The sequence below is a fragment of the Pararhizobium sp. LjRoot255 genome (genome assembly GCF_964252905.1).
Taxonomy (GTDB): Bacteria; Pseudomonadota; Alphaproteobacteria; order Rhizobiales; family Rhizobiaceae; genus Pararhizobium.
Map to the genome: position 1 here is coordinate 1015550 of NZ_CAXUPQ020000001.1, position 12682 is coordinate 1028231.

Sequence of the window (12682 nt, forward strand, 5' to 3'; positions counted from 1 at the left end):
GAAATTGCGAATTCAACGTCGTTCCGTCATGCGCCCCGGGACTTGTCCTGTCAACCTTTTGCAAGGCTTGAGGCCTAGCCCGTTGCAGGCCTCCTTGTCCGGCTGGTCTGCGGCATTATTGCGGCCGCAGACACCGTTTTGGAAACTCTGCCGGTCAAAGCGATCGCTTGCGTCCGAATGGACCTGCAACGCTTCAGCCGTTTCGCTTCAGCAGTTCCTTGACCAGCGCGTCGGTAATCTCGCCGGTCGGTTCCTGGCCGAGTGATTTCTGGAAGGCCTTGATGGCGGCCTTTGTCTTCTTGCCCATCTCGCCGTCCGGCTTGCCGGCATCGAAGCCGTTGTTGTTGAGGATTGCCTGGATGTTGCGCAGCGCCTTCTTCATGTCGATCGAAGCGGTCTTCACGCCCTTGCCGACCCACGTGTCGGGCACATCGACCGAATTGGCCGTGGCGTCGAGCGGCGTCAGCTTCCACGCCGCGAACTTCGCCTTGGCGCTCGTCAACTGTTCCGCACTCATGGCCTTGGCCACCTCATCACGCTTCTGGCGGGCATCGGCATCTCCATCGCGTGCGGCAACGGCGAACCACTTGTAGGACTCTTCCAGATCCTGCTTCACGCCGTTGCCGCGCGCATAGAGGATGGCGAGGTTGAACTGGCTGTCGCGGATGCCACGATCAGCCGCCATCGCAAACCATTTTCCGGCGCCGGCAAAATCCGGAGCCCCTTCGCCGCCGCTCGCAAGCATGACGGCGAGATTGTGCATGGCGCTCGCGTTACCCTTCTCGGCGGCCTGGAGATAGAGCGCGCGCGCCTTGTTCGGGTCGCGGGCAACGCCGGTGCCTTTTTCATAGAGGCTCGCCAGCCGGTATTCGGCCGGAACGACGCCCGCGTCGGCAGCGCGCTGATACCACTTCGCCGCCTCGGCAAGATCGATCTTGACGCCGCGCCCCTCGGTGTAGACAGCGCCAACCTCGAACAGCGCCAGCGGATCGCCTTTCCTGGCGGCTTCGGCGAGCGCCTGCGACTCGATCTCGGCGGGAACGATGATTGCGGTCTGGGTGCCGGCGGGGAGCGTCAGGGGTGCGGTCTTGCCCGCCTCATCCTTTGCGCCATCCAGCCCGTCCGCCGCATCAGTGGGTGTCAGCGAGGCTGCGGGCGAAAGCATCTGCGCCGCGCCAGTCACCGTTTCCGGTTTTGTCTCCATGGCCTTGGGCAGCTTCGTCTCTGTTGCAGCGGTTCCCAGCTGCACCGTCTGCGGCGCGGCGGCCGGCTGTCCGGCCTTGGCTTCTTCCTGCTGCAGCGTGCTCAGCGGCTCGACGTCATTGTCGCTGGCCGCCGTCGCCGCGGCAATATTCGCGGTTTCCGGCATGTCGCTCGCGACCGGCTGCTCGATGACAGCAACGGGTCCCTCGACCGGCGCCCGATCGCCGCGGATCAGCGTGTTGACCAGCGGATAGGACATGATCGCCAGCAGCACGGCACCGACCGCCATCAGGATGGGGCGACGATGGCGGGCAAAGGCGCCGCCGATCGGAGATGCGGCAGCACCGCTCTTGCCGCGGTTCAGCGCATCGGCCTCTTCGGCGGCGAGCTGGGCCGCGCGCCTGGCGGCCGCGATGAAATCCGCCTTGTCCACCTCGCTCGGCGGCGCATTGCGGTTGGCCTGGCCGGCCCGCACGCGCTCCAGGATCTTCTTGACGTCCGGCACGCCTGAGCCGGGCTCCAGCAATTGGTTGGCCGCCTCCGGCTCGATGACTTCCGATGCATCGATCGGCGGCGTCGGATCGACGACCTGGCGTTCCACCGCGCGCGCCGGTTCGCTGCGCTTGCCGGAGAACCGCTTGGTCAGGCCGGCGAGAAGACCGGTCCTGACGGACGGAGCCGCCTTCGTCTTCACATCGTCCTGATACACGCTAGCCTGTTCGGAAACGATCTGAACCGCCTCCGCGACCTCTTCGCGCGATGGAGCCGATGCATCGGCTTCTGCCGCGAGCTCATGCAAGTCGCGCTTCAGTTCCTCGTGATGGTGGCTGAAATCAGCCTCGGTGAAGGGCTCGTCCTCCATCTCGAAAACCGGTTGCTCCGCCTTCGGCATGTGCGGCTGGCTGTCCTGCCCGCGTGTGCCAAAGGCGCGCGGGGCCTCCTCGCGCTCGAAGCCGAGTTCTTCCAAGCGCTCGAGCTTTTCGGCGATATGAACCAGCGTCTCATGCAGAGCTTCGAAGGTACGCGCCGTGCGCTCCTCGCTCGAACGGCTCAGGTCTTCGAGAACCTTCAAGTCGTCGGCAAGCGCCGAGATAGCTGCCATGTCCGTTCCGCCGGAAGCCGTGTGTGCGACACCATTCCTGGCATAGGCCTCCATCACCGCCTCGGCCGCCTGCCGGGCGGCCTCGATGATATATTCGTCGCTGGTCGCCAGATAGTCCTCGAGCGCGCTCATCCGGCCTTCGAATTCGGCCGGGACGGCACTCTGGATCGCCTCACGCGGCTGGCTGACGAGGCTTGACAGGTTGGCGATCTGGTCCTGCAGGCTGCGCAGGATCTCGCTGTCGTCGTAAGGGGCGGCATGGGTTTCTTCGAGACGGATGGCAATGTCCGAAAGCTGGCCTTCGAGCCGGGTGAAACGGTCCTCACCGCCATAGCCGGCGGAAGGCATATCCAGCCGGTCGATCCGGCGAGCGAGATCGTCGAGACGCTCGGCCAGCACATCGTTGACGGAGCCCTGGTCGAGCGCATCGATCTTGCGGGAGATATCGGAGAGATACCCTGTCAGATCCGGCTGGGCGGAGGCCTTCTGCGCACGCTCCAGCATCAGCGACAGCTGGTCGAGGCGCTCTTCGAGACGCACCGCTGCTTCCTCGTTCGCCAATTCCTCGACGCGCGCGGCCAGAGCTTCTATGCGTGCGCCGAGGCCGGTGTCGGATGGACCCTGCAGACTGTCGATCTGCCGCGAAAGGTCGGCAAGGCGACCCTCGACGCGGTTCACACCGGTATTGTCGGGGCCGGCAGTGCGGCCGCTCGCAACGATGGCGCGGCTGATTTCATCGAGACGCGCATCGAGATCGGCGAATTGCGAGGCGAGGCGGCGGTCGTCCGGCTGCATATGACGGCCGATCATCTCAATTGCCTGGGCAACCGAGACCAGCTTGTCTTCCAGGGCATGCAGGGCCGGGCTGCTGTTCATCGAGCCGATCTGCGACTTGATTTCGTCGAGCCGGTAGGCGAGCGCCACCAGTTCGTCGTCGCGGTTCGAATCGAAGGCATTCATCCGGTCTTCGACGCCGGTCCAGCGGCTTTCCATGCGGCGCACGCTGTCTTCGCGGGCAAGGCCGTCGATCATGGCGCGCAGTTCGTCGAACTCGACCTTGAGCGCATCGGCCTGCGACGGGGACGCCTGCCGGCCGAGTTGGTTGATGCTGTCGGAAAGCTTCTGCAGGTCGCCGCGTATATCCCCGGCCACCGACTGGTCCTGCGCCGCATCGACCGTGATGCCACGGATTTCAGTGCGCAGAGCATTCATTTCGCGGGAAAGTCCGTCGGCTATGTCCTTCTTCAAGTCCTGGCGCAGGCCGACCAGAGCTTGGGCAATCTCGGTCATCGCCGGATCCGGACGCTGCGGCTCGCTTCGGAATTGCTCCGAACGCAGGGCCTCGTTGCGAACGGGCTCGCGGTGCAGGAATTCCTGGCGCTGGGGTTCCTGGCGCTGGGGTTCCTGGCGCTGGGCTTCCAGACGGTGCGATTCTTGACGCGCGGTTTCGTGGCGCAGCGGCTCCCGGCGGAACTGCTCGCTGCGATGGGGCTCGCGGCGCAGCCCTTCGCTGAATTGCGGCGAAACCGGCACGTCGCGTCCCGGCGGGACCTGTGACTGGGCTGGTGCCGCGCGGCGCTCGTCATAGCTGAGTGGCTCCGGCCCGCGCTGCGGCACGCGTTCGCGAACGACATCGCGCTCGCGGGTTGCCGTCAGCGTGCGCTGGCGCTGCATGATCTCGGCGATCGGATCGGGCCGGGCCGCGGGAATATCGCGTTCTATCGCGGCGCGTCCGCGCGGATCACGCGCGGCGGTTCCCATCAATCCTTCGATCCGCGCTTCCAGCCCTTCGATCGTGCGGTTCAGCGCATCAAAGGACGACCTGTCGCCATAGGACTGGGCGCCAGGGCGTGGGGAATTTGATCGCGATGCGTTCATCGTTCTTCGCCTCTTTCATGGGCCTTGATCGGAATCCCGGCGTCAGCAAGGCATGTCCCCGCCTTCGGATACTCCGGCAACAACCCGGACAAGGCTGCAACGAAGACAGAACGGTTGCAGCTTTGACCATCTCAGCACGCACTTTCGGCAAACGTGGTAAATAAGCCGTTAACCAGGCTGAAAATTTTTTAACGATTTCCGCGCATGCTGGCCCCCGGGAGGCATTCAGGCGGCGATTTTCGGCACATCAGTATGCCGGCCACAGATAGGGCCGAGCGGTAAAGTTATCGCCTCCGTCAATTTTGACGTTTACGCAAACGTCAAAGTTTTGTAGCATGTTGAAAATGACATGGTACACCCGTGATGGTTTGCCCCGTGACAGGGTTACAGGTGAGGAACACGACACATGCCCAACTACAAGGCCCCGGTAGAAGACACGCTTTTCATTCTCAACGACGTTCTCGGCATCGAGCGCTACAACAACCTTCCCGGCTTTGCCGATGCGACGCCGGACATGATCGAAGCGATCGTCGGCGAGGCTGCCAAACTCGCCGAGGAAGTGCTGTTCCCCGTCAACCTCTCGGGCGACCAGGAAGGCTGCAAACGCCACGATGATGCGACGGTGACGACGCCCAAAGGCTTCAAGCAGGCGTTCGATCTGTACCGCCAGGGCGGCTGGCTCGGCCTAGCCGTACCGGAGGAATTCGGCGGCCAGGGCCTGCCCTATACGCTGCACACGGCCGTCGGCGAATATATGTCCTCTGCCAACATGGCGCTGACCATGTATCCGGGCCTCACCCAGGGCGCGATCGCGGCGATCCTCGTTCACGGCACCGACGCCCAGAAAGAGACCTATCTGCCGAAGTTGGTGACGGGCGAGTGGACCGGCACCATGAACCTCACCGAGCCCCACTGCGGCACTGATCTCGGCCTCCTGCGCACGAAGGCCGTGCCGCAGGCTGACGGCTCCTACAGGATTTCCGGCCAGAAAATCTTCATTTCCGCCGGCGAACACGACATGGCGGACAACATCATCCATCTTGTGCTTGCCCGCATCGAAGGCGCGCCGGAAGGAGTGAAGGGCATTTCGCTGTTCATCGTGCCGAAGTTCCACGTCGAGGCTGGCGGCTCCGTTGGTGGCCGCAACACGGTCTCCTGTGGCGCGATCGAGCACAAGATGGGCATCCACGGCAATTCGACCTGCGTCATGAACTATGACGAGGCCACCGGCTATCTCATCGGCGCGGAGAACAAGGGCCTGAATGCCATGTTCGTGATGATGAACGAAGCACGCCTCGGCGTCGGCATGCAGGGCCTGTCGATCGCCGAAGTCGCCTACCAGAACGCCGCCGACTATGCTCGCGACCGTATCCAGGGCCGCTCGCTCTCCGGCGCCAAGGCACCGGAGAGACAAGCCGATCCGATCATCGTCCATCCCGACATCCGCCGCGTCCTGATGACCATCAAGGCCTTCAACGAGGCAGGCCGCGCCTTCACGCTCTGGACGGCGCTGAAATCCGACATCGCCCATCGCGGCGACAATGAAAAGGATCGCCAGACCGCCGACGACATCCTCGGCCTGATGACGCCGATCCTGAAGGGCGTCTTGACCGACAAGGGCTTCGACCATGCCGTCATGGCCCAGCAGGTCTTCGGCGGCCACGGCTATATCGAAGAACACGGCATGAGCCAGTATGTCCGCGACGCCCGCATCGCGATGATCTACGAAGGTGCCAACGGCATCCAGGCGCTCGACCTCGTCGGCCGCAAGCTGGCGCTGAACGGCGGCCGGGCGATCACCGCGGTGTTCAAGGAAATCGGCGATTTCTGCGAGGAGAACCGCTCCGACGAGAAGCTCGTTACCTACACCAAGGGCCTGAAGAAGGGCCTGAACGACCTGCAGGCAGCGACGATGTGGTTCATGGGCAATGCCATGGCCAAGCCCGACAATGCCGGCGCCGGCTCGACCGACTACATGCACCTCTTCGGCCTCGTCGTCCTCGGCTATATGTGGGCGAAGATCGCCAAGACCGCGGAAGAGAAACTCGCCGCCGGCGACACAGCCCGCGACGCCTACCTGAAGAACAAGCTTGTCACTGCCAAGTTCTTCATGGAACGCATCATGCCGGAAACCGCCCTGCGCAAGGCCCGCATCGAAACCGGCGCCGATACGCTGATGGCGCTCGACGCGGACGCGTTCTAATTGCGCTTGCCTCTTCTCCCCAGCGGGGAGAAGGTGGCCCAAAGGGCCGGATGAGGGGGCGCCGAAGGCGCGCCGTTTCTGGCTCCGGCTTTGCCGGAGACCCCCTCATCGCCTCGCGTTGCTCGGCACTTCTCCCGCTGGGGAGAAGAGGAAAACAATGAATTCACGGCCAATGGCCGATAGGGAGAAAACACAATGACCGAAGTCTTCGTTTACGACCACGTGCGCACGCCGCGCGGGCGGGGCAAGAAGGATGGGGCGCTGCACGAGGTGCCGACACCGCGGCTCGCGGCACGCGTGCTGCAGGCGATCCGCGACCGTAACGGGCTCGACACGTCCACCGTCGACGACATCATCATGGGCTGCGTCGATCCCGTGTTCGAAGCCGGTGCCGTCATTCCGAAGGCCGCCGCCTTCGAGGCCGGCTACTCCACCAAAACGCCGGGCATTCAGATCTCCCGTTTCTGCGCGTCTGGCCTCGACGCCATCAACTTCGCGGCCGGCAAGATCGCCTGCGGAGCCGACGACATCGTCATTGCCGGCGGCGTTGAATCCATGTCGCGCATCGGCATGGGCATGTCCGGCGGCGCCTGGTATATGGATCCCTCCGTCAACTTTCCCGGCTATTTCATGCCGCAGGGCGTCTCGGCCGACCTGATCGCCACCAAATACGGCTTCTCCCGCGATGACGTCGATGCCTATGCCGTCGAGAGCCAGAAGCGCGCCGGCAACTCCTGGGACAACGGCTATTTCGACAAGTCGGTCATCCCGGTGAAGGACCAGAACGGCCTGACGATCCTCGCCAAGGACGAGCACATGCGTCCGACGACGACGATGCAGAACCTTGCGAGCCTCAATCCGTCCTTCCAGATGCCCGGCGAGATGGGCGGCTTCGAGGCCGTCGCCATCCAGGCGCATCCGGAAATCGAGCGCATCAACTACGTCCACCACGCCGGCAATTCGTCCGGCATCGTCGATGGCTCGGCGGCTGTCCTGCTCGGTTCGAAGGCCGGCGGCGAGGCGATGGGGCTGAAGCCCCGCGCCCGCATCAAACATTTTGCCAATATCGGCTCCGATCCGGCGCTGATGCTGACCGGTCCGGTCGATGTCACCGAAAAGCTCCTGAAGCGCGCCGGCATGTCGATCGCCGATATCGATCTGTTCGAGCTCAACGAGGCCTTCGCCGCCGTCGTGCTGCGTTATATGCAGGCATTCGACGTCTCGCACGACAAGATCAACGTCAACGGCGGCGCCATCGCCATGGGCCATCCGCTCGGCGCCACCGGCGCGATGATCCTCGGCACCGTGCTCGACGAGCTCGAGCGCCGCGGCCTTGAGACTGCGCTCGTCACACTCTGCATCGGCGCCGGCATGGGCACCGCGACCATCATCGAGCGGGTGTGACCCCATGAACACCGGAACAATCGAAACCGAATTCGCCGAGATCAGCGATCACTGGTCGCCGCGCGTCATTGCCGATCTCAATGGCCAGAGCGTTAAGCTCGCCAAGGTACAGGATCGCCTGACCTGGCATTCGCACCGCGACGAGGACGAGCTGTTCCTGATCTGGAAGGGCGAACTGACGATCGAGTATCGCGACCGGCCGCATGTCCACCTCAAGGCCGGCGATTTCCATGTCGTGCCGAAGGGCGTCGAGCATAATCCGGTCGCCGCAGAAGAATGCTGGATCGTCCTGTTCGAGCCATCGGAAACCAAACACACAGGCGACGTCGTCATGGAGAAAACCAAGACCGTCGAAGCGCAACGCAGCCACCTGTCGGCCTGACATCTCCGGGAGAGAGACCATGACCACCTACACAAACTTCACCATCGAAACCGACGCCGACGGCATTGCGCTCGTCACCTGGAACATGCCCGACAAGTCGATGAACGTCTTCACCGCCGAGGTCATGAAGGAACTCGACGCCATCGTCGACGAGACCACGGCCAATGAGGCCGTCAAGGGTGTCGTCTTCACCTCCGGCAAGTCCACCTTTTCCGGCGGCGCCGACCTGTCGATGATCAAGGCCATGTTCACCTTCCAGGCCGAGCAGAAGAAGCTTGATCCGGAAAACGCCGCGCAAAAACTGTTCGATCTCACCGGCCAGATGACCGGCCTGTTCCGCAAGCTGGAAACCTCAGGCAAGCCCTGGGTCTCGGCCATCAACGGCACCTGCATGGGCGGCGCGTTTGAGTTGTCACTGGCTTGCCACGGCCGCGTCGCTGCCAATTCGAAATCGGTGAAGCTGGCGCTTCCCGAGGTCAAGGTCGGCATCTTCCCCGGCGCCGGCGGCACGCAGCGCGTTCCGCGCCTGACCAACGCGCAGGACGCGTTGCAGATGATGACCACCGGTTCCTCGCTTACCCCGCAGCGCGCCAAGGCCATGGGCCTGATCCACGAGATCGCCGAGCCCGCCGAACTGATCAATGCCGCGAAAACCATGATCAGGAACGGCCTCAAAGCAGTCCAGCCCTGGGACGAGAAGGGCTACAAGGTGCCCGGCGGCGGCATCTGGACGCCGGCGGCGGCCCAGCTCTGGCCGGCCGCCTCCGCGATCCTGCGCCGCGAAACCGCCGGCAACTATCCAGGCGGCCTTGCCATCCTCAAATGCGTCTATGAAGGCCTGCAGGTGCCCTTCGATACGGGCCTCAAGATCGAGCAGCGCTATTTCACCGAAATCCTGCAGACCACCGAAGCCTTCTCGATGATCCGCTCGCTGTTCATATCGATGCAGGAACTCGGCAAGGGCGCCCGCCGCCCCGCCGGCATCGCGAAATCGGACTTGAAACAGATCGGCGTCGTCGGCGCCGGCTTCATGGGCGCCTCGATCGCCTATGTCACTGCTGCCGCCGGCATCGATGTCACCCTGATCGACCGCGACATGGAAGCGGCAAACAAGGGCAAGGCCCATTCGGAAGGCCTGGTCAAGGACTCGATCGGTAAGGGACGACTGACACAGGATGAGGCAACCGCCCTCCTCTCCCGCATCACCCCCTCGGCCGACTACAACGACCTGAAGGACGTCAAGCTCGTTGTCGAGGCGGTGTTCGAGGATCGCCAGGTAAAGAAGGACGTGATCGAGAAGGTCGAGGCCGTGCTGGCGCAAGACGCCATCTTCGCCTCCAACACCTCGACCCTGCCGATCACCGGCCTTGCGAAAAACTCGAAGCGCCCCGCCCAGTTCATCGGCATCCACTTCTTCTCGCCGGTCGAGAAGATGATGCTGACGGAAGTCATCCTCGGCAAGGAAACCGGCGACAAGGCACTGGCCACAGCACTCGATTTCGTCGCCGCGATCAAGAAGACGCCGATCGTCGTCAACGACACGCGCGGCTTCTACGTCAACCGCTGCGTCTTCCGCTATATCCACGAAGCCTATGACATGCTGATCGAAGGTGTGCCCGCGGCGATGATCGAAAACGTCGCCAAGATGGCCGGCATGCCTGTGGGACCGCTGTCGCTCAACGACGAGGTGGCGATCGACCTCTCCCAGAAGATCCTGAAAGCCTCGATTACCGACCTTGGCGAGGCCTCGGTCGATCCCCGCCACATGGCGCTGATCAACACGCTGGTCGACGAACTCGACCGCCGCGGCCGCAAGAACGGCAAGGGTTTTTACGACTATCCCGCCAAACCTGCCAAAAAGTCGCTGTGGCCAGGCCTCAAGGACCTCTATCCGCAGAAACCGGCAGACAGCTTCAACGTCGAGACGATCAAGCAGCGCTTCCTCGTCACCATCGCGCTCGAAGCCGCCCGCACCATGGAGGAAGGCATCGTCACCGACCCCCGCGAAGCCGACGTCGGCTCCATCCTCGGCTTCGGCTTCGCCCCCTACACCGGCGGCACGCTGAGCTACATCGATGGCATGGGCGTGAAGACGTTCGTGGAACTCTGCGAAAGGCTGGCGGCCTCCTACGGCGACCACTTCCAGCCGACGCCGCTGCTCAAGGACATGGCGGCGAAGGGCGAGACGTTTTACGGGCGGTTTGATCCGTATGGGGCGGCGGTCAAGGCAGCGTGAGGATTGGCGACATGTCCGAAGATCAACCCGGGCGATGATCCACCCCTCCCTTTGAGGGGGAGGGGCGGAGCAAAGCACCGGGTGGGGTGATTTATGGGCCGCTACTTCCCCTCGGAGAAGAAAGGCACATCAGGCCGCCATGCCCTGGATAGCCGAGACCTGCCAGTCACCACCGCGCTTGCGCAGGAAGGTCCACAGTTCGACGGTTTCGGTCGGATGGTCCGGATCGCCCTCGACGACGCGGCCGGTGGCGCGGTCGCGCGTCACGTCGATGCTCTCGTAGCGCATGGCAACCGTCGCATAGTCGGCGCCGTCCTCGTGCCAGGCTTCCGCCACGTCGCCTTGCACCAGATGCACGTCGCTGACCTCGTTCTTCAGGCCCTTGGTGGCGTTCTCGCTCAGTTCTTCCGCCAGCCAGGACATCGCCTCCGGTGTCGTCAGCTTGCGCAGTGCCGCATAATCCTCGGCCGCGTAGGCTGCCTGCACCTGTTTCAGCATGGTATCGAACTGGTCGAGATCCTGCTCGCCGACGCCGATCTCGTCCGTCGATTGGGACGCGGTCCGCACGGCCTCCTGCCGTGCGCCGCCGCCGATCTGCGGAATCTTGAAGGAGGGCGTGCCGGAGCCCTGCGCGCCAAAGCCCTGCATCGGCGAGGCGCCGGAATATCCGGCCGATTGATGCCGCGCGTAGCCTGCCGGCGATGCGGTCTGGCGGCGGCCGAAAAAGCGCATGGCAAGCATCACGGCACCGGCAATCAGCGCCATCTGCAGGATGAGGCCGAGGAAACCGGCAGCGCCCCCGAGGCCGTTGCCCATCATCATGCCGATCAATCCACCGAGCGCCAGGCCGCCGAGCATGGAGCCTGCGAAGCCGCCAAACAGGCCCCCCGGACGCTGCGCGCCGGGACGGGTCGCCTGGCCCATAGTCTGCTGGCCGGGAGTGGCTTGGCTCTGCGGCGTCATCGTCCGGTTGATCGGCGTTGCATCGCCCGGCGCCGTGCGGGTGGTCGGCGGCGCGGAGAATGTCCGTGTGCCCCTGCTGCCGAAGCCGCTGCCGGCACGGCGCGCCTCGGCCAGATCGACCACCGTGAGCATCACCATAGAGGCGACCGCAAAGGTCGCCAGAACGCGTCCAAACCTAAACATAAAACCCAATCCTGTTGTTCTCTCCCAGCGCGGCAGGCGCGCTCGCGTACGACATATGGGGAATATGCGGCGGAATTGAAGGGGCTTTACGGGCGAGTTCACGGTAAAGCGGGGGGCCCTGCGTTTCCGCGCGGCTCCAAAAAGTTCAGCCATCGAACCTCCCCCGCCCGGTTTTCCCCGCGATAATGGGGCGTTACCATCGTTTAGAGGTGAGGACGCTCGAGGTTTGTCGCGCGCGACCGGCAGGCCGGATTATGAATACGGGCGCGCCCTTCAATCAGGTGCCGCACGGCATTCGATTGACCGGTTCGAAAGTGACGTTCAGATTGCAGGATTATTTTCCTTGCGCGCTTTACTAAAGGGCGCATTTTCGCTAATGTTCCTGCCGAACGGCAAGAAGCCAACAGCAGAAGAAAGCGTCACGCTTCACGCCTGCAGGATGCGCAACGATGTTTTCACATGACCGGATCTGGGGCGCAATCGATGCGCTCGCCGAGCGTCACCAGCTATCGCCTTCGGGTCTTGCCCGGCGGGCTGGGCTCGATCCGACGTCGTTCAACAAATCCAAGCGGCACTCCGCTGACGGGCGCGAGCGCTGGCCTTCGACGGAATCGATCGCCAAGATTCTCGATGCCACCGGCTCGACGATCACACAGTTTATGGAATTCCTGCGCCCCGGACCGGCGTCCGGCTCCTTGCCTGAAGGCGCGTTTCCGCCGCAAACAGGCTCTATCCCCCTGCTCGGCTTCGCCCAGGCCGGTGCCGGCGGCTTTTTCGACGATGGCGGCTTTCCGGCCGGCCAGGGCTGGGACGTGGTCGAATTTCCGGCCGCACCCGGCGCCAAGGCCGGCGTCTATGCGCTGGAAATCCAGGGCGACAGCATGCTGCCGCTCTACCGCGACGGCGACGTGCTGATCGTCGAACCCGGCGCCCAGATCCGCCGCGGCGACCGCGTCGTGGTGAAGACGACCGAGGGCGAGGTCATGGCCAAGGTGCTGGTGCGCCAGACCGCGCGCAGCATCGAGTTGCTTTCGCTCAACCCGGAGCATGCCAACCGCACATTCGAGCTCAGCGAAGTCGAGTGGATAGCCCGTATCATCTGGGCGAGCCAATAGGACAGTTTTCCTC

Annotated in this window: 8 protein-coding genes; 6 read left to right on the forward strand and 2 right to left on the reverse strand. The window is 63.7% G+C overall.

From position 1 onward, the window contains the following. Window positions 1-193 precede the first annotated feature (193 nt). Window positions 194-4183 carry a peptidoglycan-binding protein gene (locus ACSQ2W_RS05060; RefSeq protein WP_436085281.1) on the reverse strand — a complete coding sequence of 1330 codons (3990 nt, stop codon included), beginning with the start codon at window positions 4181-4183 and terminating at the stop codon, window positions 194-196. A gap of 406 nt (window positions 4184-4589) precedes the next feature. On the opposite strand from ACSQ2W_RS05060, the gene ACSQ2W_RS05065 reads away from it, so the two are divergent. The 4 genes from ACSQ2W_RS05065 (at window position 4590) to ACSQ2W_RS05080 (ending at window position 10408) form a co-directional block, all read left to right on the forward strand. After that, a complete protein-coding gene (locus ACSQ2W_RS05065) occupies window positions 4590-6386 on the forward strand; it encodes an acyl-CoA dehydrogenase C-terminal domain-containing protein (RefSeq protein WP_436085282.1) in 1797 nt (598 codons plus the stop codon). Between the two features lie 195 nt (window positions 6387-6581). After that, complete coding sequence (locus ACSQ2W_RS05070; protein WP_436085283.1) at window positions 6582-7790, forward strand: acetyl-CoA C-acetyltransferase; 1209 nt, start codon at window positions 6582-6584, stop codon at window positions 7788-7790. Between the two features lie 4 nt (window positions 7791-7794). Then, window positions 7795-8172, forward strand: a complete 378-nt coding sequence (locus ACSQ2W_RS05075) for a cupin domain-containing protein (protein WP_436085284.1) — start codon at window positions 7795-7797, stop codon at window positions 8170-8172. Between the two features lie 19 nt (window positions 8173-8191). Next, window positions 8192-10408, forward strand: coding sequence for an FAD-dependent oxidoreductase (locus ACSQ2W_RS05080; protein WP_436085285.1), 2217 nt, complete (start codon window positions 8192-8194; stop codon window positions 10406-10408). 129 nt (window positions 10409-10537) lie between these two features. Here the strand turns inward: ACSQ2W_RS05080 and ACSQ2W_RS05085 are convergent, their stop codons facing one another. Continuing rightward, window positions 10538-11554 (reverse strand): Tim44 domain-containing protein, encoded by a 1017-nt coding sequence (locus tag ACSQ2W_RS05085; protein WP_436085286.1) that lies wholly within the window; start codon window positions 11552-11554, stop codon window positions 10538-10540. Window positions 11555-11780: 226 nt separating this feature from the next. On the opposite strand from ACSQ2W_RS05085, the gene ACSQ2W_RS05090 reads away from it, so the two are divergent. After that, window positions 11781-12017: a hypothetical protein gene (locus ACSQ2W_RS05090; RefSeq protein WP_436085287.1), complete on the forward strand. Its 237-nt coding sequence runs from the start codon at window positions 11781-11783 to the stop codon at window positions 12015-12017. Beyond that, on the forward strand, window positions 12004-12669 hold the full coding sequence (locus ACSQ2W_RS05095) for a S24 family peptidase (RefSeq protein WP_436082719.1): 666 nt from the start codon (window positions 12004-12006) through the stop codon (window positions 12667-12669). The genes ACSQ2W_RS05090 and ACSQ2W_RS05095 overlap by 14 nt, the downstream gene beginning before the upstream one ends. Window positions 12670-12682 lie beyond the last annotated feature (13 nt).